Here is a 24779-nt window from a genome sequence, read left to right as displayed (position 1 = left end):
ATTGGAGGTTCCCGGACGGGGCAGATGCGGGACGGACCGTCCGGCCGACCGGCGGCGGACGGCCGACCGCGACCGGAGGGAGCCGTGATGGACGGGATCGTGCTGCTGCGCGAGGACCACAAGACCGTGGAGAAGCTCTTCAAGGAGTTCGAGCGGGCCGGTGACGACGCGCGGGACCGCAAGCGGGAGATCGTCGACGAGGTGATCAGGGAACTCACCGCGCACGCCTGGATCGAGGAGCAGATCTTCTACCCGGCGGCCCGCGAGGCCGCTCCCGACACCACGGACCACGTCCTCGAAAGCGTCGAGGAGCACCACGCCGTGGTGTGGATGCTGTCCGAGCTGCAGAAGACCGACCCCTCGGACGAGCGGTTCGACGCGAAGATGACCGTCCTCATGGAGAACGTGCGCCACCACGTCGAGGAGGAGGAACAGGACTGGTTCCCCGAGGTCCGCAAGGCCATGGGCCGCAACCGGCTGCGCGAACTCGGCGCGCGGATGGAGGAGGCCCGCAAGAAGGCACCGGAGGACCCGCTGGCCGTCCCGAGCGCCGACGAGTGACCGGGGCGCGCTCCGTCGGGGCGCGCCGGCTCCTCAGGACTCCAGCAGGCGCAGCACGGCGCGTTCCACCGGGCCGCGGGTGGCGGGGTGGCCCAGGCCGCCGTCCTCGCCGAGCCCTTCCAGGGCGGAGGCGATCGTCACGCCCTCCTCGAAGCGCTCGACCACGAGCGGGTCGATGTAGGAGGCGCGGCACACCGCAGGCGTGTTCCCGAGGTAGTCGCTGACCTCGCGGACCGCCCGCCGCACCGCCTTCGACCGTGCCGTCCGCGACCGGTCGGCCACCGGCCGGGAGACCGCGAGGGCGACGGCGGCGAGGACCGTGGCGTGCCAGGTGCGGAAGTCCTTGGCGGTGAGGTCGCCCCCCGCGCGGTCCCGCAGATAGGCGTTCAGGTCGTCGGCGCGGACGTCGTGCCAGGCGTTCCCCTCCCAGTACGCGAACAGCCGGGGTCCGCCGCCGCCCCGCCGCAGCAGCGCGCGCACCACCCGGTACGCCTCCTCGTCGACGAGGGCGCGGGCCTGCCGGCGGCCGGTCTTCCCCGGGTAGCTCAGGCACACCTCGCCGCCTTCGCAGCGGGCGTGCTCGCGCAGCAGGGTGGTGAGGCCGTACGAGCCGTTCTCGCGCGCGTAGCGTTCGCCGCCGACGCGGAAGAAGCCCAGGTCGACCAGGCGCGCCGCGCAGGCGAGCACCCGGTCCCTGCACAGTCCGCGCAGGGCCAGGTCGCGGGCGACGGCGCGCCGCAGCCGGGGGAGGCGCCGGGCGGCCCGCCGCACGTGGGCGTGTTTCGCGGCCTCCCGCCGACGCCGGAACTCCTCGTGGTACAGGTACTGCCGCCGGCCCGCCGCGTCCGTGCCGACCGCCTGGAGGTGGCCGCCCGGCCAGGGGCAGATCCAGACGTCCCGCCACGCCGGCGGGATCGCCAGGGCGACGGCCCGGGCCCGGTCCCCGGCCCCGAGCGGGTCGCCGTGGGCGTCGAGGTAGCGGAAGCCGCGCCCGTGGCGGACCCGCCGCCAGCCGGGCCGTTCCGGATCGCTCGTCCTCAGCCGCATGCCTCCACTGTGCGGCCGGTCGGTGCCGTCCGCCCGCCGTCCGGCCCGGAGGGGTCACCCGGGCGGGGCGGGGTAGTCGCGGAGGGGACCGACCGCGGAGGGAACCGCGGAAAGGAAGCGTCATGCCCGGACACGACAGCTCGTACTGGATGGAGTCGGCACCGCCCGGCACCCCCCGTCCGCCCCTCACCCGCGACCTCGACGCCGACGTGGTCGTCGTGGGCGCGGGGATCGCCGGTCTGTGCACCGCCCGCGGACTGGCCCTGGCCGGGTGCCGGGTGGTGGTGCTGGAGGCCGGCCGGATCGCGGCGGGGGTCACCGGCCACACCACCGGCAAACTGACCGCCCTGCACGGCCTGTGCTACGACCGCCTGCGCCGGGAGCACGGCGCGGAGGCGGCGGCCCGGTACGCCGGGGCCCAGCGGGACGCCCTCGACGAGGTGGTGCGGATCTGCGCGGAGCTCGGCGCCGACGCCTGGATCGAGCACCGGCCGGCGTACACGTACGCGCTCGACCGGCGGACCGCGGGGCGGGTCCGCGCGGAGGCGGCGGCCGCCGCGGCGGCCGGGCTGCGTGCCTCCGCGGTGACCGAGACCGGGCTTCCCTACCCGGTGGCGGCGGCCGTGCGGGTGGACGACCAGCTCCAGTTCCATCCGCGCCGCTTCCTGCTCGCCCTGGCCGAGGACCTGGCCGCGCGCGGCGTGCGGATCCACGAGGACACCCGGGTCACCGAGGTCCGGGAGGGGCCCGACCCCGGCGTGACGACCGAGGGCGGGGCCACCGTCCGCGCCCACGACGTCGTCCTCGCCACGAACTTCCCGCTGCGCTGCCCCCCTGCCCTGCTGCTGCGGCTCTCGGTGCGCCGGGAGCTCGTGGTCGCCGCGGTCGTCGAGGAACGGCACGCCCCGTACGGGATGTACCTGACGCCCGAGGGCGGCACCCGCTCCGTGCGGACCGCTCCGGCGGACGGGGGCCGGAGGCTGCTGATCGTGGCGGGCGAGTCGTTCGAACCGGGCGCCGGCGGCGTGCGGCACCGGTTCGGGAGGCTGGAGGCGTGGGCGTCGTCCCGTCTGCCGGGGTTCGCGGAGGCGACGGACGTCCGGCGGTGGGCGGCGCAGGACGTCCACACGGCCGACGGGCTGCCCTGCGTGGGCCCGACGGGCTCCGGCGCCGGGGGAGTCCACGTCGCCACCGGGTTCGGCGGCTGGGGCCTCAGCAACGGGGTGGCCGCCGGCCGGCTCCTCACCGCCCGTCTGACGGACGCTCCGCTCCCCGGGTGGGCCGGACTCGTCGACCCGCGCCGGCACCTGCCCCTGCGCGAGTACCCCGGCGTGGCGCGGCACCAGGCCGGGGTGGCCCGCCATTACGCGGCGGGCTTCGGCCCCCGTCGCCGCCGCTGCACCCACATGGGCTGCGAACTGGGCTTCAACCAGGCCGAGAACACCTGGGAGTGCCCCTGCCACGGGTCCCGTTTCGCGGCGGACGGCACGGTCCTCCAGGGCCCGGCGACCCGCCCCCTGGAGGACTGACCCGCCCGGCCCCCGTGCGCCCGTGACTCCTCCGGCCCGCTCTTGCGACGCGGCCGCGACCGGGCCCTCCGGTAGCATCGATCACGACAGATCTATTTGCTTTGAAAGCAAATCCAAACCGGAGGAGTGAGGGTGTCGACCGAGCGCGAGGGGAGCGGGACCGCCGGACCGGACGTCGACGACGCCGTGCGCACGCTGCTGCTGCTCATGCCCCGCATGGTGGGGCGGGCCAAGCGCGTCAAGGTGCCGGAGGAGCTGGCGTCGCTGACGCTGGCGCCCCGTCACCTGTCCCTGCTCGCCTATCTCCTCTTCGACGGCCCCCAGAGCGTCAACGAACTGGCCGCGCGGCTGGAGGTCGCCCCCACCACGGTCAGCCTGATGGTCGGGGACCTGGCGAAGAAGGGGGTCCTGGAGAGGCACGAGGACCCCGCCGACCGCAGGAGGAAGATCGTTTCGATCACCCAGGAGCGCAGGGCGGCCATCGACGGCTGGATCGGCCGCGGCGCCGGCGCCTGGCGAGCCGCCCTCGCCCCCCTGGGACCGGCCGAACGGCGGATGTTCATCGACACCCTCGCGGCGTACGAGCACGGTCTGGCCGACGCAGAAGAATGACGGAAACGGGCGCGGCCCCCGCGGTACGGGGACCGCGCCCCCTAGGGCAGGAAGAAGATGATGAGTTCGAGCACCAAGGCGTTGACCCGGGAGTGGACCACGTGGGGGCCGGTGGTGGCGCTGCTTGCGCTGGTCCTCGCGTGGGGACGTGATCTACCGGCCCTCGCCGTGGTCCTCGTGGCGCTCTGCCTCGTCGCCGCCGTCCTCGCCGCCGTGCACCACGCGGAGGTGATCGCCCACCGGGTCGGCGAGCCCTTCGGCTCGCTCGTCCTGGCCGTCGCCGTCACCGTCATCGAGGTCGGCCTCATCGTGAGCCTCATGGCGGGAGGCGGCGAGAAGACCGCCACCTACGCCCGCGACACCGTCTTCGCCGCCGTCATGATCACCTGCAACGGCATCGTCGGCCTCGCCCTCCTGGTCGCCGCGCTCCGCAACAGGGTCGCGGTCTTCAACGCCGAGGGCTCCGGCGGCGCGCTCGCCACCGTCTGCACCCTCGCCACCATGACGCTGGTGCTGCCCACCTTCACCACCAGCCAGCCCGGCCCCGAGTTCTCCGGCGCCCAGCTCGCCTTCGCCGCCGTCGCCTCCATCGGCCTGTACGCCGTCTTCGTCGCCGTCCAGACCGTCCGCCACCGCGACTACTTCCTCCCCGTCACCCCCGAGGGCAAGGAATGCTCGGAGGACGACCACGCCGACCCGCCGACCAAGGCCGCCACCCTCACCAGCCTCGGCCTGCTCCTCGTCGCGCTCGTCGCCGTCGTCGGCAACGCCAAGGTGATCTCCCCGACCATCGAGGACGGCGTCGAGTCCGCCGGCCTGCCCAAGGCGGTCGTCGGCGTCGTCATCGCCCTGATGGTCCTGCTGCCCGAGACGCTCGCCGCCGTGCGCGCCGCCCGCCGCAACCGCGTGCAGACCAGCCTCAACCTCGCCTACGGCTCCGCGATCGCCAGCATCGGCCTCACCATCCCGGCGATCGCGCTCGCCTCCATCTGGCTGTCCGGGCCCCTGGTGCTCGGCCTGGGCCCCCTCCACATGGTCCTGCTCGCCCTCACCGGCGTGGTGAGCGCCCTGACCGTGGTGCCCGGACGGGCCACGCTCCTCCAGGGCGGCGTCCACCTCGCGATCTTCGCCGCCTTCGTGTTCCTCTCGTTCAGTCCCTGACCCGCACCACCTTCAGCGCGGGCGAGCGCAGGATGTCCTTCTCGCAGAACCGGGAGGTCACCCAGCGCTCGCCCGCGTACAGCCTCGTCTGGTCGGCGAAGTGCGGCGAGGCCGGGTTCGAGGACTGGGAGTACGAGAGCAGGGTGCGGGCCACTGGGCAGCGCCCGCCGTCCCAGCCGACCGCCTGCACGTGGCTCGTGCCGTGCGCGACCTCCACGTAGCCGCCGCCCGCCGCGTTCCACACGGCCTCCGTCTTGTTCCAGACGCCGAGGGACTCCGTCCCGCCGCCCACCGGGATCCGCTCCCCGCCGCGCACCACGAACTGGTGGTCCCGCAGCGGCGCGTCGAGCGCGATCCCCGCCGTACGCAGCTCCGCCACCGCGTCCGCCAGCGCCTTCGCGAACCCGGGGGTCTCCGTGACGAGCCCGCGCGGGGTCCGCACCGGATCCGCCGCGGAGAACGGCACCTTCCACTGCTGCGCCACCGGCACCGAGGCCGTGAACCGCCGCCAGAAGCGGTCGAAGAGCAGCGCGCCCCGGCTGTCCGGGTCCATCGTGCGGTCCCAGGCGGCGAGCACCCGGCACGCCTCCGGATCCGCCGGCAGCGCCGCCGGACAGGCCGCGGCCGCGTCCGCCGCGGCCAGGTCACCGGCCGGCACCCGGTCGGCGAACTGCTGCTCCTGGAGGTCCCGCACCGTCAGCCGGCCCCGCGCGGCCATCGCCGCCACGTCCTCGATCCCGCCCCGGGTCCGCAGCGAGCGGGGGGTCGCGATCGTCCCGAAGACCCGCTCGTAACCGGTCAGCGGCCGGTCCGCGTTGGTCAGCCAGGCGCTGTCGTTGGAGTTCACCGCGTACGGCGCGTCCTCGACCACCGGCATCCGGGACGGCCCGAAGGTCCCCGGCTGCACCGCGTCCGGGTCCGAGCCGAGCGCGCAATCCGCGCGCGAGCCGTCGAGGACGGCGACGCCCGACGCCGGGTAGACGACCCGGCCCAGCGGGGTGGAGCAGCGCTCCGCGAGCTCGTCGGTGATCCGGGGCAGCACCTGCGACTGGCTGAAGAAGCTGTGCCCGGCCGCGTCGGCGGCGACCGTGTTCACCCACGGCAGGCCCTGGGTGCGGCGCAGCGTCTCGGCGACGTCCCGGGTGGAGCGGGCCCTGGCGAAGCCGAGCGCCGTGTCGGAGCCGCGCAGGTTGGCGGCGTTGGGGTCGTTCAGGGCGTAGGCGGTGGCCGCCGTCCACGGCAGCGGCAGGCTCGCGCCGAGCCCGCTCGTCACCGGGCCGTACCGCGTCCACCACTGGGTACGGGTCACCGGGGCGCCGTCCCGGTCCGCCACCGTCACCGTCCGCGCGGTCATCCGCTCGGGCTTCCCGTCCACCAGGTAGGCCGTCGGGTCGCCCGGCACCAGCGTCAGCTGGTGCAGGTTCATCGGCACGCCGGTGGCCACGGTGTGGCTCCAGGCGACCTTGTCGTTGAAGCCGATGCTGACGACGGTGGTGCCGAGCAGCGAGGCGCCGGAGACGTTCAGCTTCCCGGGGATCGTCTGCTGCGACTGCCAGAACCGCCGGCCGCCCTGCCACGGGTAGTGCGGGTTGCCGAGCAGCAGTCCGCGGCCGTTCGCCGTCGTCGCGCCCGAGAACGCGACCGCGTTGGAGCCCATGGTGGCGTTCTCGGGCGCGAACAGCGCCCGCGCGGCCTCCGCCGTGCGCTCCGGATCGACGTCCGCCGGTTCCGGGGCGGCCGGGGCGGCCGGCGGGCGGGCCGTCGTGATGCCGTCCACCGCCCGGCCCTGCCCGCCGAGCACCGAGACGGCGAAGCCGCGCCGGGCCACGTCCAGGGCCGTCACCGGCCGGACCCAGGCGGCGCCCGCGCAGGCCGGGTCGGTGATCCGGTTCTTCCGCAGCCAGGCGTTGTACCCGGCGGCCCAGCCCCGCATCAGCTCCTTCAGGTCGTGGCTCGGCCCGGCGGGGGCCGGGGTGCGCAGCAGCTCCTCGACCGTGCCCGCCTCCCTGACGCCCCGGAAGTACAGGTCGCTGGTGAGGTTGGTGGCGGCGGAGGAGAGCGAGCCGTCCGGGGCGCCGGACGCGCCGAAGTGGCGCGAGCGTTCCCCGTTCACGGTCACGAAGCCGTCCGCGAGCACGCACACCTGGTCGGCGGCCTGGGCCCAGCCGGTGCCGAAGCCCAGGTCCGCGTAGTCCCCGGCGAGGATGTGCGGGATGCCGTACTCGGTGTAGCGGATGACGGCGCTCAGGCCCCCGCCGGACGGCCGGTGCTCCCGGCCCCGGTCGCCGGGATCGGCCGCCGCCGCGCCGGGCAGCAGCCCCGCGGTGACGGCGGCGAGCGACGCTGCCACCAGTGCGAGCCGCCCCCGCGAGCGGCGGGCGGAGAGGGTGCGGACGGGCAAGGTGCCTCCCAACGAGCGGACGGGCGGAGCCGGTCGGGTCATCCAGCCAGCAAGCGGACGCCCTGTCAACATGCCGTTCGGTATCCGAGGCAGGCCGCGTGCGGTCGGTGCCGGGGGCTTGACCCGCCGCACCGCCGCGCCGAGGATCCAGCCATGGAACGAGGACTCCTCACCCGTACCGTCGACGGCGTGCTGAGCGCGACCGCCGAGCGCGTCCCCGGCCGGACCGCCCTGCACTACGCGGACCGCGCCTGGACCTACGCCGAGCTGGACGCCGCGGTCTCCACCGCCGCCGCCGTGCTGCGCCGCGAGCCCGGACTCGTGCCGGGCGCCCGGGTCGCCACGTACGGCCACAACTCCGACGCGTACCTGATCGCCTTCCTGGCCTGCGCCCGCGCGGGCCTCGTGCACGTCCCCGTGAACCACCACCTCACCGGCGACGACCTCACCTATCTCCTGGACCAGTCCGGGAGTTCCCTCGTCCTCGCCGATCCCGGGCTCGCCGGCGCGATCCCCGCGGGCGTGCGGGTCCGGGCCCTGCGGGACGCGCCCGGCTCGCTCCTCGACGCGCTCGCGGACCCGGAGCCGTACGACTCCGACAGCGATCCCCGCGACCTCGTGCAGCTGCTCTACACCTCCGGCACCACCGCCCTGCCCAAGGGCGCGATGATGACCCACCGGGCCCTCGTCCACGAGTACGCCAGCGCGATCGAGGCGCTCGGCCTCGACGAGGGCGACCGGCCGGTGCACGCCCTGCCGCTCTACCACTCCGCCCAGACGCACGTCTTCCTGCTGCCCTACCTGGCGGTCGGCGCGGAGAACACGCTCCTCGAAGGCCCCGACCCGGACGCCCTGTTCGGGCTCGTCGAGACGGGCCGCGCGGACAGCCTCTTCGCCCCGCCGACCGTGTGGATCGGCCTCGCCGGCCACCCGGGCTTCGCGGAGCGGGACCTCTCCGCGCTGCGCAAGGCGTACTACGGGGCCTCGATCATGCCGGTGCCCGTCCTGGAGCGGCTGCGCGCCCGGCTGCCCGGCCTCGCCTTCTACAACTGCTTCGGCCAGTCCGAGATCGGTCCGCTCGCCACCGTCCTCGGCCCCGACGAGCACGAGGGCCGCATGGACTCCTGCGGCCGGCCCGTCCGGCACGTCGAGGCCCGGGTCGTCGACGAGGGCGGCAAGGACGTCCCCGACGGCACCCCCGGCGAGGTCGTCTACCGCTCCCCGCAGCTCTGCGAGGGCTACTGGGCCAAGCCGGAGGAGACCGCCGCCGCCTTCCGCGACGGCTGGTTCCGCTCCGGCGACCTCGCCGTCCGCGACGCCGACGGCTATCTGACGATCGTCGACCGGGTGAAGGACGTCATCAACTCCGGCGGCGTGCTCGTCGCCTCCCGCCAGGTCGAGGACGCCCTCTACACCCATCCGGCGGTCGTCGAGACGGCCGTCATCGGCCTGCCCGACGAGCGCTGGATCGAGGCGGTCACCGCCGTGGTCGTCCCGCGCGGCGAGGTCACCGAGGCGGAACTCCTCGCCCACGCCCGCGACCGCCTCTCCTCCTTCAAGGCCCCCAAGCGGATCGTCTTCGCCGACGCCCTGCCCCGCAACGCCAGCGGAAAGATCCTCAAGCGGGAGCTGCGCGACCGGTACGCGGGGACCTGACCGGCCCGACCTGCGCCGGCGCGGCACCGCACTGCCGCGCCGGCGCCGGGTCTCACCGGCGGCGCAGCACCTCCGCGACCCGGGAGAACCCGTCCGCGCCGTGGCCGAGCGCCACGGTGCGGCGGGCCAGCCCCTCGACCGCGCGCATCACGCCCGAGTCGATGGCGTGGTCCTCGGCGGCGTGCACCACGTGCGCCATCGAGGACACCCCGGACGTCAGCGGGTTGATCGCACCGGAGTAGGTGCCGTCCTCCACGTCCCCGGCGAACTCCTCGAAGAGCGGCGGCAGGATCTGCGCGATGCCCGCCGCGAACGGCGCCAGCTCGCGCGGCGAGACGCCCTCCGCGCCCGCGAGCGCCAGCGCGTGCACGTACCCCGCCATCGACGTCCAGAAGACGTCGAGCAGCGCGATGTCGAAGGCCGCGGCCCGGGAGATCTCCTCGCCGAGGTGGGTGTGGGTGCCGCCGAGCGCGTCGAGCACCGGCCGGTGCTCCTCGTACGTGCCGGCCGGGCCGCTGAACAGGAACACCCCGGCCGGCGAGCCGATCGTGCCGGCCGGCGTCATGATGGCGCCGTCGAGGTAGCGGACGCCGTGCTCCCCGGCCCAGGCCCCCGTGTCCCGGGCGCGGCCGGGGGTGTCGGCGGAGAGGTTGACCAGGACGCGGCCCTTGAGCGCGGCCGTGACCGCGTCCTGGCGCAGGACCGCGTCCGTGGCGTCGTAGTTGACCATGCAGATCACGGTCAGCGGGCTCGCGGCGACCGCCTCGGCGGCGCTCGCCGCCGTGACGGCGCCCCGTTCGGTGAGGTCGCCCTCCCGGCCGGGCGTACGGTTCCACACGGTGGTGCGGACCCCGGCCGCGAGGAACGCGCCGGTCAGGGCGCGGCCCATCGGGCCGAGGCCGAGCACGGTGACGGCGGGCTGCTGCGGGGTGACGGACATGTCGAGTGAACTCCTGTGCAGAGAAAGAGGATTAGGGTGGTGGGGGTACGGCGACGCGGCGGACCGCCGCGCGCGGAGGAAGACGGAGGAGGGAGGGCGATGGCACGCGTCCGCCTCGACGAGGGCGAGGGGATCTGCGGCGTCGCCGCCGCGATCTCGGTGATCGACGGCAAGTGGAAGACGCTGCTGCTGTGGCTGCTCGAATCGGGTCCGCACCGGCCCGGCGAACTGCGCCGGAAGGCGCGCGGGATCAGCGAGAAGGTGCTGACCCAGAGCCTGCGCGAGATGGAGGAGGACGGACTCGTGCACCGTGAGACGCACGACGTCGTGCCGCTCAAGACCGTCTACTCGCTGACCGAGCAGGGTCTCGCGCTCTCGCTGCTGCTGGCCCCGCTCTCCGACTGGGGCCACGACCACCTCGACCGGCTGGCCGAGGCGAGGGCCGCCTCCTGATCCTCCTCCTTCCCGGTCGGTGAGGCGCCGTCCCTGTGGACGTCCTCACCTTCTCCCGGGACTCCGGACGGCGACAAGTACCCACAAAAAAGTGGGTACCCGGCCGTCCCTCCGCTCTCCGGCGGCCCTCACTTCTCCCGCAGGTCCACGATCCGCCTGAGCTTGCCCACCGACCGCTCCAGCGTCTCCGGGTCCACCACCTCGACCCCGACCGAGACGCCGATGCCGTCCTTGACCTCCCGCGCGATCGTCCGCGCCGCCTCCGCCCGCTCCTCGGACGTGGCGTCGGCGCGGGCCTCCGCCCGGACCGTCAGGGAGTCGAGCCGGCCCTCGCGGGTGAGCCGCAGCTGGAAGTGCGGGGCCACCGCGGGCGTGCGGAGGACGATCTCCTCGACCTGGGTGGGGAAGAGGTTCACCCCGCGCAGGATGATCAGGTCGTCGCTGCGGCCGGTGACCTTCTCCATCCGCCGGAAGGCGGGCCGCGCGGTGCCCGGCAGCAGCCGGGTCAGGTCCCGGGTGCGGTAGCGGACCACCGGCATGGCCTCCTTGGTGAGCGAGGTGAAGACCAGCTCGCCCTCCTCGCCGTCCGGCAGCACCTCGCCCGTGATCGGGTCCACGACCTCCGGAAAGAAGTGGTCTTCCCAGATGTGGAGGCCGTCCTTGGTCTCCACGCACTCCTGCGCCACCCCCGGCCCCATCACCTCCGACAGGCCGTAGATGTCGACCGCGTCGATCGCGAACCGCTCCTCGATCTCCTCGCGCATCGCCTCCGTCCACGGCTCGGCGCCGAAGACGCCCACCTTCAGGGAGGTGGAGCGCGGGTCCACGCCCTGCCGCTCGAACTCGTCCAGCAGCGTCAGCATGTAACTGGGCGTCACCATGATGACCTCGGGCTGGAAGTCCAGGATCAGCCGCACCTGACGGGCGGTCATGCCGCCGGAGGCCGGGATCACCGTGCAGCCGAGCCGCTCGGCCCCGTAGTGCGCGCCGAGGCCGCCGGTGAACAGGCCGTAGCCGTACGCCACGTGCACCCGGTGGCCGGGACGGGCGCCGGCCGCGCGCAGCGAGCGCGCCACCACGTCCGCCCACACCTCCAGGTCGCCCTCCGTGTAGCCCACGACGGTCGGCAGGCCGGTGGTGCCGCTGGAGGCGTGCAGCCGGCGGACGCGCGAGCGGTCGACGGCGAACATCCCGAAGGGGTACTCGTCGCGCAGGTCGGACTTGACGGTGAAGGGGAAGCGGGCCAGGTCGGCGAGGGAGCGGCAGTCGTCCGGGTGCACCCCGGCCGCGTCGAAGGAGCGGCGGTAGAAGTCCACGTGCGCGTACGCGTGGCGCAGCGTGCTCCGCAGCCGCTCCAGCTGGAGTGCCGCCAGTTCCCCGCGCCCGAGCCGCTCGCCGCCGTCCAGCAGTTCCGTCATGCGCCGCCACTCCTCCGCGCTCGTCCGGCGGTCCGTCGCGTAAAACGGACGACCGATCATTCGGTAGATACGTGTGGGGGCCAGTAAAACGTTCCCGGGGAGGGGTTTGGCAAGGGGCGGGCACCCACTTTTCCTTCGGGGCGAGTGCCACCTTCCCCCGGGGCGGTCGCCCTCCCGACGGCGCCGCTTTCCCCCGGGGCGGCCACCGCGCCTCCCCGCGCGGGGCCGCCCGGCGAGTGGACGCGCCGGTGTCACCCCATGGGGTGGGTTCGCGGAGCCGTACGCATAGCGGCGGCGGGGCCCGGGGAACCCGTCGGACCATCCGGGGCCCGGCCCCGGAACCCCGCCCTCCCGCACCGGGACGGGCGGGACCGCCCGCGTGCCCGGACGAAAGCGAACGTCATGCCCCTGCCGACCCCTCCCGCCCCCGTGGGGGCGACGCCGTGACCACCACCGCCCCCGGAACCGCCGACACCCCCCAGATCCACTTCTGGGCCGTGCCCGACCTCACCGGCCTCGACTTCGACCCGATGCTCGCCCGGCTCCTCCACGAGGACCCGGTCACCCGCATCCGGCTCCCGCACGGCGAGGGCCACGCCTGGCTGGTCACCCGCTACGAGGACGTCAAGTTCGTCACCGTCGACCCCCGCTTCAGCCGCGAGGCCGTCTGGGGCCGCCCCGTCACCCGGCTCGCCCCCCACTTCATCCCGATGGCCGACGCCGTCGGCTTCGCCGACCCGCCGGACCACACCCGGATGCGCCGCGTCGTCGCCAAGGCGTTCAGCGCCCGCGCGCTGCGCTCGCTGCGCGCCCACGCCCAGGCCGTCATGGACGGGCTGCTGGACCGGATGGCCGAGCGGGGCCCCGACGCGGACCTCATGGAGGCGGTCAACCGGCCCTTCCCGCTCGCCATGGTCAGCGAGCTCATGGGGGTTCCCGAGACCGACCACGCCCTGATGGCCCACTGGTCCGACACCATCATCTCGGCCGGCGCCGGACGGGAGGCCAGCGAGCGCGCCAAGGACGAGATGGGCGCGTACTTCACCGACCTCATCGCCGGCGACCACGCCCCCGACAGCGACCAGCTCGCCGCCGTCCTCGCCGAGGCCGTCGCCGACGGCACCCTCACCGAGGAGGAGGCCGTCGGGCTCGCCGTCCTCATCCAGATCGGCGGCGCCCACGCCGTCCGCAACAACAGCGCCAACATGGTCTTCGCGCTCCTCACCCACCCCGAGCACCTGGCCCGGCTGCGCGCCGAGCCGGAGCTGGTCCCGCAGGCCGTCGACGAACTGCTGCGGTACATCCCGCACCGCAACGCCGTCGGCCTCTCCCGGATCGCGACGGAGGACGTCGAGGTCGGCGGCGTCCGCATCCCCGCCGGGGACGCGGTCTACGTCTCGTACCTGGCGGCCAACCGCGACCCGGAGGTCTTCCCCGAGCCCGACCGGCTCGACTTCGACCGCGTCCACAACCCGCACGTCGCCTTCGGCCACGGACCGCACTACTGCCCCGGCGCCACGCTGGCCCGCCTGGAGTCCGAGATCCTGCTGGCCTCCCTGTGGGACCGCTTCCCCGGCCTGCGGCTCGCCGTCCCCGAGGAGGCCCTCCGCTGGCAGCGCGGCGCCCTCATCCGGGGCCCCGAGACCCTGCCCGTGACCTGGTGACGGGAGCGGGCGCCCCGTGACAGCCATCGCCATCGGAGCCGCCGGCGGCCTCGTCGTGCCGCCGGGGTACGGCCGCACCCTGAACACCACCGCCCAGCACGTCACCTTCAAGGTGACCGGCGAGCACTCCCGTACGGCCTCCACCTTCGAGGTCGTCGTCCCGCCCGGCTTCGACGTCGGCGCGCACGCCCACGGGCACAGCGAGGAGCTGTTCTACCTCCTCGAAGGCGAACTCGACGTCCTCGCCTTCGAACCGCTCGTCCGCACCCGCGACAGCTGGCGGGAGTGGGAGTCCCCCTCCGGGGAGCGGGTCGTCCGGGCCACCCCCGGCACCCTCATCCTCGTGCCCCCCGGCTGCCCGCACGCCTTCGCCAACCCCACCGGGGAACCCGCCCGGATGCTCTTCCAGGCGTCCCCGCCGCCCGACCACGAGCGGTACTTCGAGGAGCTGATGGAGATCCTCGCGGACGCGGGGGAGGGCGGCGAGGTCGACCACGCCGCCGTCGAACGCCTCCGGATCCGCTACGACATCGACCAGATCACCCCGCTCCGGCACGACGCTGGCTCCTGAGGGACGGCTCCCGGGAGCGGAAAACGCCTTGCCCGCCCCCGGGAGCCGATCTTCAATGGCCGGGATGAACGACGCACAGCACCTCCTCGACCTCCACGACCGACAACTGCGCCGGGGCGCGCGCCCGGACGGCCCCGGCTGCCGGGTGGAACGCGACGGCGGGGTCGTCCGCCACACCGGCCCCGCCCACGCCTGGAACGGCGTCCTCTGGTCCGGGCTCGACGAGCACACCGCGGACGCCGCCGTCGCCGCCCAACTGGCCCACTACCGCGCGGAGGGCGTCCCCTTCGAGTGGAAGCTGTACGGGCACGACGGCCCGGCCGACCTCGGCGAGCGGCTCGTCGCCGCCGGGTTCGTCCCCGAGGAGACCGAGACCCTGCTCGTCGCCGACGCGGCCGCCCAGGCGGGCGTCCTGACGCTGCCGGCCGGGGTCGAACTCCGCGAGGTCACCGACGCGGAGGGCGTGCGCCAGGTCGTCGAGGTCCACGAACGGGCCTTCGGCACCGACAGCACCGACCTCGGCCGCCGCCTCCTCGACCGGCTGGCCGCCGACCCCGGCACCGTCACCGCCGTCCTCGCCCTCGCCGACGGCGTCCCCGTCTGCGCGGCGCGCATGGAGCTGTACCCCGGCACCGACTTCGCCGGACTGTGGGGCGGCGGCACCGTCGAGGAGTGGCGCGGCCGCGGCCTCTACCGGGCCCTCGTCGCGTATCGCGCCCGCGTCGCCGCCGACCGCGGCCACCGCCTCCTCCAGGTCGACGCGGCCCCCACCAGCCGCCCGATCCTCCAGCGGCTCGGCTTCGTCCCGCTCACCACGACCACCCCGTACGTGCACGCCTGAGGACCGTTGTCGGTGCCGGGGTGCATGATCGGAAGCAGGGAGAGGAACACACGCACGGGAGGGGAAGCACCATGCCGATCACGAACCGGAAGGTGGGGGAGCACGCGTTCCTGCAAGGGCTGTACGAGGACGGGTACTTCCCCGACCACGTCGTCGACAAGGGCCGCGAGATCCTGCTCCGGCTCTGCGAGCGCGTCGAGGCCGTGCGCCCGGCCGACCTCACCGCCCTGTACGCCCTGACGCACGCTGCGACGGAGGAGTTCAACCTCCTGGAGGCCGAGTTCGAGGCGGCCGGGAGCGAGATCGAGACCGTGGCGCGCGAGGAGATAGGCGAGGACTTCCGGTTCGTCGCCACCGCCTACGGCTTCACGGACGCCGATCCGGAGGAACTGATCGCCACCCGCGAGTGGTGACCGCACCCGGCCGCCGCCGGGCCGGGGTCAGGACGCCCAGTGGGAGGGGCGCTCGAAACCCTCCGGGAGGACGGTCGCGGCGTCGCCGCGCGCCGAGTTCAGCTGCGGCTGGGTGAGGAAGAGGGCGTCCGTCAGGACGGCCCCGGACAGGTCGGCGTCGCGCAGGTCGGCGCCGATCAGGTCGGCGAGGGTGAGGTCCGCGCCCGTCAGGTCGGCGGCGATCAGCAGTGCGCCGCGCAGATCGGTGCCGCGCAGCTTCGCCCCGCGCAGCCGCTTCCCGATCAGGTCGGCGCCCCGCCGCCCGCGCGGCCGGCCGCCGGCCGTGGCGCGGACGAGCTCGCTGGTCCGCAGCAGCAGCGGGTTGACCTCCGCCCGCACGGGGGCGACGTCCAGTTTCTCCAGGTCGGCGGCCGGCAGCGCGGTCAGCTCCCTCACCCGGGCCAGGGCCGTGCGCAGCTCCCCGTGGACGGGGCGGGCGGCGGGCCGCTCCAGGGCCTCCGTCAGGTACCGCAGCAGCTCGTGGAGCTGGCGCACCACGGGAAAGACCTCGTACATCTGCCGGGCCGTCCCGGGCGCCTCCCGCCAGGACACCCCGCCGAAGGTCACCTGGGAGACGTGCTGGCCGGCGCCGAAGCAGTCGTACACCGTGCAGCCCTGGAAGCCGCTCGGCCGCAGCCGGGTGTGGATCCCGCACCGGAAGTCGTCCTGGAGGTTGCGGCAGGGATCGCCGGCGGACTTGTCCACGGCGAAGTCGGCCGACCTGGCGAACGGCAGCGCCACGCAGCACAGGCCGAAGCACTGCGCGCAGTCGCCGCGCAGGGCGGATTCCCGGGTGTCGGGCACGGTGGAACGGTTCCTTCGCGGCTCGGGGACGGTGCTCCCACCGTATCGCGCCCCGGCCCTGACCGTGGGCCCGCGGTCAGGGGGCTTTCCGGGAGCCCCCCTCCGCGTCGGCCTCCGTCGCCACCTTCTTCGCCCAGCGGTAGTCCGCCTTGCCGCTCGGGGAGCGCTGGATGCGGTCCGTGAGGACGAGCTGGCGGGGCACCTTGTAGCCGGCGAGGTGGCGGCGGCAGTGCTCCTGGACGGCCGTCAGGCCGAGCGGGGCGGAGCCCGCGCGCTGCTGGACGACGGCGGCGACGTGACTGCCCCACGTGGGGTCGGGGACGCCCGCCACCAGGGCGTCGTAGATGTCCGGGTGCGACTTGAGGGCCTGCTCGACCTCCTCCGGGTACACCTTCTCGCCACCGGTGTTGATGCACTGGGAGCCGCGGCCCAGGACCGTCACCACCCCGTCCGCGTCGACGGTGGCCATGTCGCCGAGGAGCACCCACCGCACCCCGTCCCGCTCGAAGAAGGTCTCCGCCGTCTTCGCCGGGTCGTTGTAGTAGCCGAGCGGCACGTGCCCGCGCTGGGCGAGCCGGCCGATCGCCCCGGTGGCGACCGGTTCGAGGGTGGCCGGGTCGACGACCTGGGTGCGTTCGTTGACGTGCAGCCGGAAGCCCTTCTCCGGGCCGGAGTCGTCGGTGGCCCGCCCGTTCGAACCGGACTCGGTGGAGCCGAAGTTGTTCAGCAGGACCACGTGCGGCATCAGCTCGCGCAGCTGCGCCCGCACCGTCTCCGACATGATGGCGCCGGAGGAGGAGAGGCTGAACAGCGCGGACAGGTCGGTGCCCCGGAGCGGACCGGCGAGCGCGTCGATCAGCGGCCGCAGCATCGCGTCCCCGACCAGGGAGATGCTCGACACCTTCTCCTTCTCGATGGTCCGCAGCACCTCCTCGGGCACGTACTTGCGGTGCAGCACCACCCGCTGGCCGTAGTGGAAGGCGATGAAGGTGGTGAGGGTGGAGGTGCCGTGCATGAGCGGCGGCGCCGGGAAGAAGGTGATGCCGGCGCCGCCGGCCGCCACCCGCTCGGCCAGCTCCTCGGGGCGCTTGACCGGCTCGCCCGAGGGGTCGCCGCCGAACAGGCCGGCGAAGAAGAGGTCCTCCTGCCGCCACAGCACGCCCTTGGGCATGCCGGTGGTGCCGCCGGTGTAGATGATGAACAGGTCGTCGCCGGAGCGGGGGCCGAAGCCGCGCCCGGGATCGGCGGCGGCCGTCGCCTCTTCGAGGGGCACGGCGTCGAGGGCGGCGGCCCCCTCGGGCGGGGCCCCCACCCGTACGAGGTGCCGCAGCCGCTCGCTCCGGGGCAGGGCCGCCGCCACGCGGTCGGTGAACTCGGCGTCGTACACCAGGGCCGTGAGGTCGGCGTCCCGGTAGAGGTAGACCAACTCTTCTTCCACATAGCGGTAGTTGACGTTCACCGGCACGATCCTGGCCTTCAGGCAGGCCAGCACGGTCTGGAGGTACTCGACGCCGTTGTACAGGTGGAGCCCGAGGTGCTCGCCGGGGCGGACGCCCGCGTCGAGCAGGTGGTGGGCCAGCCGGTTGGCCGCCTCGTCGAGTTCGGCGTAGGTGAGCCGGCGTTCGGCCCCCGTGCCCGGGTGGTCGACGTAGACCAGCGCCTCGCGCTCCGGCACCACGTCCACGACCGATTCGAACAGGTCGGCAAGGTTGTACTCCACCGTTCCTCCTGGCCTCGGCGCGTTCGGACTCGGGCGGTCATCAGAGCACCGACGGGCACAGGTGGGAAGGGGGCGCGCCAAAGAATCTGACTGGGTGTCAGAAAACTATTGAACTGCCCCGGCCGCTCCTGCAACCTGTTCCAGAACTGGAGACGGGAGATGCCCATGGCAGGCACCGAACACCTCACCGTGCGGCGCGAAGGCGCCACGCTCGTCCTCACCCTCGACCGCCCCGAGGCGAAGAACGCCCTGTCGCTGCCGATGCTCGTCGGCCTCCACGACGGCTGGACCGAGGCCGACGCGGACGACTCCGTCCGCTCGATCGTCCTCACCGGCGCGGGCGGAGCCTTCTGCGCCGGCATGGACCTCAAGGCCCTCGCCGGAAAGGGCATGGCGGGGGACGGCTACCGCGACCGGCTCAAGGCCGACCCCGACCTGCACTGGAAGGCGATGCTCCGCCACCACCGCCCCCGCAAACCCGTCATCGCCGCCGTCGAGGGCGCCTGCGTGGCCGGCGGCACGGAGATCCTCCAGGGCACCGACATCCGCGTCGCCGGCGCCTCCGCGACCTTCGGCCTCTTCGAAGTCCGGCGCGGCCTCTTCCCCATCGGCGGCTCCACCGTCCGGCTGCCCCGCCAGATCCCCCGCACCCACGCCCTCGAAATGCTCCTCACCGGCCGCCCCTACACCGCCGAGGAAGCCGCCCGCATCGGCCTCGTCGGCCGGGTCGTCCCCGACGGCAAGGCCCTCGACACCGCCCTCGACCTCGCCGAACGGATCAACGCGTGCGGGCCGCTCGCCGTCGAGGCGGTGAAGGCCTCCGTCTACGAGACGGCCGGGATGACGGAGGCGGAGGGGCTCGCGGCGGAGCTGGAACGGGGCTGGCCGATCTTCGACACGGCCGACGCGAAGGAGGGGGCGAGGGCCTTCGCGGAGAAACGGGCGGCTGTGTACCGGCGGGAGTGAGGGCGGGGCAGGGCCGCTGCGCGGGGCCTTTTCCCCACCCCGCCCCTTTCCCTTCCTGTTCCCGTGACCGGGGGGGTCCGCCCCGGGCCCCCGGCGCCTCACATGCCGGCGGGGCTGACTTTCAGCCCGTCCGGCGTTCGAGGACACGGCCGAAGGCCGTACGGGGGCCTGGGGGCCTGCCCCCGGTTCGGGAAGGGGCGGGGCGGGGGAGACGGCCCGCGCAGCGGCCCGCCCCGCACCCCCGTGCCCCCTCCCGCACGCGCACCCACCCCACCCACGCCCACCAAGGAGCGCCCCCACCCATGACCCCCACCCCACCCCCCGAGATCCTCCGCGCCCCCCTCGTCGTCGAGTTCCCCTTCACCCGCTCCCTCGGCCCCGTGCAGTCCGCCTTCCTCACCGGTCTGCGGGAGCGCACCGTCCTGGGGGTCAGGACGGAGGGCGGCCGGGTGCTCGTGCCGCCGGTGGAGTACGACCCGGAGACCGCCGCCGAGCTGCGCGAGCTCGTCGAGGTCGCGGCCACCGGCACCGTCACCACCTGGGCGTGGAACCCCGAGCCCCGGTCCGGCCAGCCCCTGGACACCCCTTTCGCCTGGGCCCTCGTCCGCCTCGACGGCGCCGACACCGCCCTCCTGCACGCCCTCGACGCACCGGGCCCGGACGCCGTCCGGACGGGGATGCGGGTGCGGGTCCGCTGGGCGGCCGAACGGGCCGGCGCGATCACGGACATCGCCTGCTTCGAGCCGTACGGGGGAGACGCGGAAGGCGGCGAACCGGCCCCGCACAGCGGGGAGTTCGACGACCCGGTGACCGGCATCGTCGCCCCGGCCCGCCTCGACTACACCTACAGTCCGGGCCGCGCCCAGACCCGCTACCTCCAGGCGCTCTCCGAACGGCGCACGGTGGGGGAGCGCTGTCCTTCCTGCGCCAAGGTGTACGTCCCGCCCCGCGGGGCCTGCCCGACCTGCGGCATCGCCACCACCGACCGGGTCGAGGTCGGCCCCCGCGGCACCGTCACCACCTTCTGCATCGTCAACATCAAGGCGAAGAACCTCGACATCGAGGTCCCGTACGTCTACGCCCACATCGCCCTCGACGGCGCCGGGCTCGCCCTCCACGGCCGGATCGGCGGCATCCCCTACGACCAGGTCCGCATGGGGCTGCGGGTGGAGCCCGTCTGGAGCGGGGACGGCCGCTATCCGGACCACTACCGCCCCACCGGCGAGCCCGACGCCGACTACGACACGTACAAGGAGCTGCTGTGAAGCCGGACCGAGAGGTGGCGATCGTCGCCTTCGCCCAGAGCGACCACCGGCGCCGCACCGACGACCTCTCCGAGGTCGAGATGCTGATGCCGGTCCTCCACGAGGTCCTGCGGCGCACGGGCCTGAAGACCTCCGACATCGGGTTCACCTGTTCCGGTTCCTCGGACTACCTCGCCGGCCGGGCGTTCTCCTTCACGATGGCCCTCGACGGCGTCGGCGCCTGGCCGCCGATCTCCGAGTCGCACGTGGAGACCGACGGCGCCTGGGCCCTCTACGAGGCGTGGGTGAAGCTGCTGACCGGCGAGGCCGACACCGCCCTCGTCTACTCCTACGGCAAGTCCTCGCCGGGTTCGGTCCGCGACGTGCTGACCCGCCAGCTCGACCCGTACTACGTGGCGCCGCTCTGGCCGGACTCCGTCGCCCTGGCCGCCCTCCAGGCCCGGGCGCTGATCGACGCCGGCGCCACCGACGAGGCGGCCCTCGCGGACCTCGCCGCCCGCCGCCGCACCGACGCCGCCGCCAACCCGCACGCCCAGGTCACGGGCGCCCGCCCGCAGGGCGACCACGTGGTGGCGCCGCTGCGGACCGGCGACTGCCCGCCGATCGGCGACGGCGCCGCCGCCGTGATCCTGGCGGCGGGCGACCGCGCCCGCGAGCTGTGCGGGCGGCCCGCCTGGATCCGCGGCATGGACCACCGGATCGAGGCCCACTCCCTCGGCGTCCGCGACCTCACGGACTCCCCGTCCGCCCGGCTCGCCGCCGAACGCGCCGGGGCCTTCGAACGGCCCGTGGACACCGCCGAGCTGCACGCGCCCTTCACCTCCCAGGAGGTCGTCCTCACCCGGGCCCTCGGCCTCGGCGACGGCGTCCGGATCAATCCCTCCGGCGGCGCGCTCGCCGCCAATCCCATGATGGCCGCCGGCCTGATCCGGCTCGGCGAGGCCGCCGCGGCCGTCCACCGCGGCGACTCCGACCGCGCCCTCGCCCACGCCACCTCCGGGCCCTGCCTCCAGCAGAACCTGGTCGCCGTACTCGAAGGGGACCCCCGATGAGCAAAGAGCCCGTCGCGATCGTCGGCGTCGGCCAGACCAAGCACGTCGCCGCCCGCCGGGACGTCTCCCTCGCGGGGCTGGTCCGCGAGGCCGCCGCGCGCGCCCTCGCCGACGCCGAGCTGACCTGGGCGGACGTCGACGCCGTCGTCATCGGCAAGGCGCCCGACTTCTTCGAGGGCGTCATGATGCCGGAGCTGTACCTCGCGGACGCCCTCGGAGCCGTCGGGAAACCGATGCTCCGCGTGCACACCGCGGGCTCCGTCGGCGGCTCCACCGCCCTGGTCGCCGCCAACCTGGTCGCCGCCCGCGTCCACCGGACGGTCCTCACCCTCGCCTTCGAGAAACAGTCCGAATCGAACGCCATGTGGGGCCTGTCCCTGCCGGTCCCCTTCCAGCAGCCCCTGCTGGCCGGCGCCGGCGGTTTCTTCGCCCCGCACGTCCGGGCCTACATGCGCCGCACCGGCGCCCCGGACACGATCGGCTCCCTCGTCGCGTACAAGGACCGCCGCAACGCCCTGAAGAACCCCTGGGCCCACCTCCACGAGCACGACATCACCCTGGAGAAGGTGCAGGCGTCCCCCATGCTGTGGGACCCGATCCGCTACTCGGAGACCTGCCCGTCCTCCGACGGGGCCTGCGCCATGGTCCTCACCGACCGGGCCGGCGCGGACCGGGCGCCGCGCCCCGCCGCCTGGGTGCACGGCGGCGCCATGCGCAGCGAGCCGACCCTCTTCGCCGGCAAGGACTTCGTCTCGCCCCGGGCGGGCCGCGACTGCGCCGCCGACGTCTACCGGCAGGCCGGGATCACCGACCCGCGCCGGCAGATCGACGCCGTCGAGATGTACGTGCCGTTCTCCTGGTACGAGCCGATGTGGCTGGAGAACCTCGGGTTCGCCGCCGAGGGCGAGGGGTGGAAGCTCACCGAGGCGGGCGTCACCGAACTCGACGGAGACCTCCCGGTGAACCCCTCCGGCGGCGTCCTCTCCACCAACCCGATCGGCGCCTCCGGCATGATCCGCTTCGCCGAGGCCGCCCTCCAGGTCCGCGGGGAGGCCGGCGCGCACCAGGTGGACGGCGCCCGCCGGGCCCTCGGGCACGCCTACGGCGGCGGCGCCCAGTTCTTCTCCATGTGGCTGGTGGGCGCCGAACCCCCGGCCGGCTGAGCGGGAGCCGATCCGAGCCGATCCGATCGGCTCGGATCGGCTCCTGTCGGCTCCGATCAGGCGCGCAGGGCGTCCCGCACCCGCGTCGCCAGCGTCACCGGGTCGCCCTTCGGGGTCACCGGGTAGGAGTCCCGCCGCAGGTTCCAGGCGTTCTCCCAGGAGAACCAGTCGATCGCGGCGGGCGCCCGCCCGGTGACCAGAGAGGTCTCCAGCGCGTCCAGGTACGCCGACCAGCGGGGCGCGTAGAAGCCCGACACGAGCCCCGACCACTCCCGGTTGGCGTAGTCGTGCAGCCCGGCCTCGCTGCCCGCCCGGTGCCCCCACGTCGTGACGAGCGAGCGGGCGTCGAACTCCAGCGCCGCCCGCTCCGCGTCCGAACGGGCCCAGGAGCGGGCGCCCTCCAGCCACGGCCCGAGCAGGAACCGCCGGTCGGTGGCGAGGACCGCGTCGAGCAGCTCCATCGACCGCCGCCACTCCGCCGCCCGCGCCCGGAACGCCACCAGGTCCTTCGCCTCGTACGCCGCCTTGATCCTCGGCAGCAGCACCCGGCTGCGGTTGGTGAGCGCCTGCCGGGCGGTGTCCACCAGGTCGAAGCGGTACGCGTCGGTGGACCGCAGCGCCGGGGCCACCCGCAGCAGCTCGTCGAGGGCCCGCTCGACGGTCGCCGCGTCGTACCGCATGGCCTTCGGCCCCCAGGAGGCCGAGGTCCGCACGGTCAGGCTCGGCCGGGCCGTGAAGAGGCTGTCCTGCGACTCGCTCCAGCCGTTCGACGCGGTGCCGTACGGGCCCTTCCGCAGCCACTCCCACGCCTGGGCCGCGTGCGGGTCGGGGGCGCCGTAGCGGCGGGCCGCGTACTGCGCGAACCACGCGGCGTGGTCCACCGGGGCGTCCCGCCAGGCCAGTTCGGTGAAGAGGGAGAAGGTCACCGGATTGGCGGAGGTCGCCTCCGGCAGGAAGGCGATGCCGCGCAGCGCGCTGCCCGGCTTCGTCCGCCACGCCTCGAAGCGGCTCGTCCACACCGAGGTGTTGGCGCCGATCGTGGTGTGCCCGCCGAAGTTGGGGATGGTGCCGAAGGCGTACGGCGTCCCCGCCCAGGCCGCCTCCCGGTCCAGGTTGTCGTACCGGTCGGACAGCCCGTCCACCACGAGGAGCCGCGAGGTGTCCACGCCCGCGAGCAGCTCGGCCTTCGGGTTGCGCTGCCAGCCCAGCAGCACCCAGGTGGCGCCCCGCCGGGAGGCGTCCAGCGACTCCATCACCCGGGCCGCCGCCTCGCCGACCGGCACGTCGCCCGGGTTCCCGCCCTCGTGCAGCAGGTCCATCTTGTACATCGTGGTGGTGCCGAGCAGCCGCGCCTGGTGGCGGTAGAAGGCCGAGGCGACGCGCGGGAAGAGCGGTCCGCGCGGGTCGAGCCAGTCCGGCCGGGTGAAGCCGATCCACCGGCCCTGCGGCACCACCCGGCCCTCGGGGTTGCGGGTCGCGAAGCCGGGCGGCACCGTGCCGAAGTAGCCCGGCAGCACCGGCGTCATGCCCAGCTCCCGCAGCCGCTCCACGATCCGCTTGCCCAGCGCGGCCCGGCGGGCGATCAGCTGCTCGGTGACCGGCCCGCCGAACGAGGCCATGTTCTGCATCAGCCACCACGGCTGGTGCGCGGGCCCCGGGATCCACTCGCGCAGCTCGGCGCTCGTGTAGCCGAACTCCTGGAACGCCGCGTGGTAGGCGGCCTCGGCGCCCATCTGCACGAACACCTCGTTGACCCCGTGGAGGGCGAGGAGGTCGATCTGCCGTTCGTACGAGGCCCAGTCGCGGTACGCCCCCGAGTAGCCGTCGTCCGTGTCGTTGAGCGCGAACCGGTGCGGCACCGACGCCGACCTGCTCACCGGGGCGGCGGGGGCGGGCAGCCGGTCGGGCAGCGCCGCCAGGCTGTCCCCGGGCGACCCGAGGTCCACCCCCGCCGTGTAGCCCAGGTACCACTGGACCCCGCGCAGCAGCACCGCCGGCGTGGTGCCCGTGACGACGATCCGGCCCGTCGACCCCGACACCGTGAACCGGTCGTCCGAGGAGGTCCGCGGCAGCAGGACGAGTTCGAACTGGCTCGCGTGCCGCGGCAGCAGCCGGACCAGCGCCGCCCGCGCCGCGCCCGCCGAGTACGGCGCCGCGGCCGGCGCGCCCGCCGCCCCGGCCGCGGCGGGCGAGCCCGGATCGGCCGAGGCGGGCGCCGTGGAGGGCAGGGCGGTCAGGGCGGTGGCGCACAGCGCCAGGGAGCACACCGAACGGACGGCCCAGGAACGGGCACGGGAGATCGGAGGTCGCATGATCGGTGTCTTCCCCTCTTCGGAACCGCTGGGACGATCATGAGCTGACCGTCCGTCATATGGGAGTATTCGGGGGGACACCGGTCAAGGACGACACGCTTCCCGCCGCCCCGCCCCGCCCTCCGCACATCTGTCCGTCGAACACCCCCCGACCTGCGGGTCGACGAGCCCTCCCGGGCCGCCCGTCCCCC

General features: G+C 74.4%; 21 protein-coding genes. 14 read left to right on the top strand and 7 right to left on the bottom strand.

Translation table 11 applies throughout. The annotated features are described in order from the left end of the window. Positions 1-87: 87 nt before the first annotated feature. Positions 88-561, top strand: coding sequence for a hemerythrin domain-containing protein (locus tag IE326_RS23165; RefSeq protein ID WP_150226655.1), 474 nt, complete (start codon positions 88-90; stop codon positions 559-561). Between the two features lie 33 nt (positions 562-594). On the opposite strand, the gene IE326_RS23160 is transcribed toward IE326_RS23165, so the two are convergent. After that, the gene (locus IE326_RS23160) at positions 595-1608 is read right to left on the bottom strand and encodes a DNA topoisomerase IB (protein WP_150226654.1); all 1014 of its coding nucleotides are present in this window, start codon (positions 1606-1608) and stop codon (positions 595-597) included. Positions 1609-1730: 122 nt separating this feature from the next. On the opposite strand from IE326_RS23160, the gene IE326_RS23155 reads away from it, so the two are divergent. The 3 genes from IE326_RS23155 (at position 1731) to IE326_RS23145 (ending at position 4910) form a co-directional block, all read left to right on the top strand. Continuing rightward, positions 1731-3137, top strand: a complete 1407-nt coding sequence (locus IE326_RS23155; protein ID WP_190042858.1) for an FAD-dependent oxidoreductase — start codon at positions 1731-1733, stop codon at positions 3135-3137. 207 nt (positions 3138-3344) lie between these two features. After that, on the top strand, positions 3345-3749 hold the full coding sequence (locus IE326_RS23150; RefSeq protein WP_150232407.1) for a MarR family winged helix-turn-helix transcriptional regulator: 405 nt from the start codon (positions 3345-3347) through the stop codon (positions 3747-3749). Positions 3750-3809: 60 nt separating this feature from the next. Next, on the top strand, positions 3810-4910 hold the full coding sequence (locus IE326_RS23145) for a calcium:cation antiporter (protein ID WP_150226652.1): 1101 nt from the start codon (positions 3810-3812) through the stop codon (positions 4908-4910). Here the strand turns inward: IE326_RS23145 and IE326_RS23140 are convergent. Continuing rightward, positions 4900-7311: a penicillin acylase family protein gene (locus IE326_RS23140; protein ID WP_229915581.1), complete on the bottom strand. Its 2412-nt coding sequence runs from the start codon at positions 7309-7311 to the stop codon at positions 4900-4902. The two genes, IE326_RS23145 and IE326_RS23140, sit on opposite strands and share 11 nt — an antisense overlap. Before the next feature lie 153 nt (positions 7312-7464). On the opposite strand from IE326_RS23140, the gene IE326_RS23135 reads away from it, so the two are divergent. Then, on the top strand, positions 7465-8967 hold the full coding sequence (locus IE326_RS23135) for a fatty acyl-CoA synthetase (RefSeq protein ID WP_150226650.1): 1503 nt from the start codon (positions 7465-7467) through the stop codon (positions 8965-8967). 52 nt (positions 8968-9019) lie between these two features. Here IE326_RS23135 and IE326_RS23130 read toward each other — a convergent pair whose 3' ends face one another. Beyond that, complete coding sequence (locus IE326_RS23130; protein WP_150226649.1) at positions 9020-9907, bottom strand: NAD(P)-dependent oxidoreductase; 888 nt, start codon at positions 9905-9907, stop codon at positions 9020-9022. 99 nt (positions 9908-10006) lie between these two features. On the opposite strand from IE326_RS23130, the gene IE326_RS23125 reads away from it, so the two are divergent. Next, entirely contained in the window at positions 10007-10360 is a 354-nt protein-coding gene (locus IE326_RS23125; protein ID WP_150226648.1) for a winged helix-turn-helix transcriptional regulator, read from the top strand. Positions 10361-10488: 128 nt separating this feature from the next. On the opposite strand, the gene paaK is transcribed toward IE326_RS23125, so the two are convergent. Then, positions 10489-11778 (bottom strand): phenylacetate--CoA ligase PaaK, encoded by a 1290-nt coding sequence (paaK, locus tag IE326_RS23120; protein ID WP_150226647.1) that lies wholly within the window; start codon positions 11776-11778, stop codon positions 10489-10491. A 443-nt stretch (positions 11779-12221) separates the two neighbouring features. Between paaK and IE326_RS23115 the strand changes: the two genes are divergently transcribed. The 4 genes from IE326_RS23115 (at position 12222) to IE326_RS23100 (ending at position 15267) form a co-directional block, all read left to right on the top strand. Continuing rightward, positions 12222-13442 carry a cytochrome P450 gene (locus IE326_RS23115; protein WP_229915580.1) on the top strand — a complete coding sequence of 407 codons (1221 nt, stop codon included), beginning with the start codon at positions 12222-12224 and terminating at the stop codon, positions 13440-13442. A 31-nt stretch (positions 13443-13473) separates the two neighbouring features. After that, a complete protein-coding gene (locus IE326_RS23110; RefSeq protein WP_190043477.1) occupies positions 13474-14013 on the top strand; it encodes a cupin domain-containing protein in 540 nt (179 codons plus the stop codon). A gap of 64 nt (positions 14014-14077) precedes the next feature. Continuing rightward, complete coding sequence (locus IE326_RS23105; RefSeq protein ID WP_190042856.1) at positions 14078-14854, top strand: GNAT family N-acetyltransferase; 777 nt, start codon at positions 14078-14080, stop codon at positions 14852-14854. A gap of 71 nt (positions 14855-14925) precedes the next feature. Further along, on the top strand, positions 14926-15267 hold the full coding sequence (locus IE326_RS23100; protein ID WP_150226645.1) for a DUF5713 family protein: 342 nt from the start codon (positions 14926-14928) through the stop codon (positions 15265-15267). A gap of 27 nt (positions 15268-15294) precedes the next feature. On the opposite strand, the gene IE326_RS23095 is transcribed toward IE326_RS23100, so the two are convergent. Together IE326_RS23095 and IE326_RS23090 are read right to left on the bottom strand one after the other, a co-directional pair. Continuing rightward, positions 15295-16110: a pentapeptide repeat-containing protein gene (locus IE326_RS23095; RefSeq protein ID WP_150226644.1), complete on the bottom strand. Its 816-nt coding sequence runs from the start codon at positions 16108-16110 to the stop codon at positions 15295-15297. A 76-nt stretch (positions 16111-16186) separates the two neighbouring features. Next, positions 16187-17830 (bottom strand): acyl-CoA synthetase, encoded by a 1644-nt coding sequence (locus tag IE326_RS23090; RefSeq protein ID WP_190042855.1) that lies wholly within the window; start codon positions 17828-17830, stop codon positions 16187-16189. A 165-nt stretch (positions 17831-17995) separates the two neighbouring features. Between IE326_RS23090 and IE326_RS23085 the strand changes: the two genes are divergently transcribed. The 4 genes from IE326_RS23085 (at position 17996) to IE326_RS23070 (ending at position 22276) form a co-directional block, all read left to right on the top strand. Further along, complete coding sequence (locus IE326_RS23085) at positions 17996-18796, top strand: crotonase/enoyl-CoA hydratase family protein (protein ID WP_150226642.1); 801 nt, start codon at positions 17996-17998, stop codon at positions 18794-18796. A gap of 302 nt (positions 18797-19098) precedes the next feature. Then, positions 19099-20061: a Zn-ribbon domain-containing OB-fold protein gene (locus tag IE326_RS23080; protein ID WP_190042854.1), complete on the top strand. Its 963-nt coding sequence runs from the start codon at positions 19099-19101 to the stop codon at positions 20059-20061. Continuing rightward, positions 20058-21113 carry a thiolase family protein gene (locus tag IE326_RS23075; protein ID WP_150226641.1) on the top strand — a complete coding sequence of 352 codons (1056 nt, stop codon included), beginning with the start codon at positions 20058-20060 and terminating at the stop codon, positions 21111-21113. The genes IE326_RS23080 and IE326_RS23075 overlap by 4 nt, the downstream gene beginning before the upstream one ends. Further along, positions 21110-22276, top strand: a complete 1167-nt coding sequence (locus IE326_RS23070) for a thiolase family protein (protein WP_190042853.1) — start codon at positions 21110-21112, stop codon at positions 22274-22276. Before IE326_RS23075 ends, IE326_RS23070 begins: the two co-directional genes overlap by 4 nt. Before the next feature lie 56 nt (positions 22277-22332). Here IE326_RS23070 and IE326_RS23065 read toward each other — a convergent pair whose 3' ends face one another. Next, positions 22333-24588, bottom strand: a complete 2256-nt coding sequence (locus IE326_RS23065) for an alpha-N-acetylglucosaminidase (protein WP_150226639.1) — start codon at positions 24586-24588, stop codon at positions 22333-22335. Between the last annotated feature and the right edge of the window lie 191 nt (positions 24589-24779).

Origin of the sequence: Streptomyces filamentosus, from assembly GCF_014654895.1 — a bacterium.
Classification (GTDB): Bacteria; Actinomycetota; Actinomycetes; order Streptomycetales; family Streptomycetaceae; genus Streptomyces; species Streptomyces filamentosus.
Note: the sequence above shows the minus strand (reverse complement) of the source record. Positions and strands in the feature narration are given on the sequence as shown.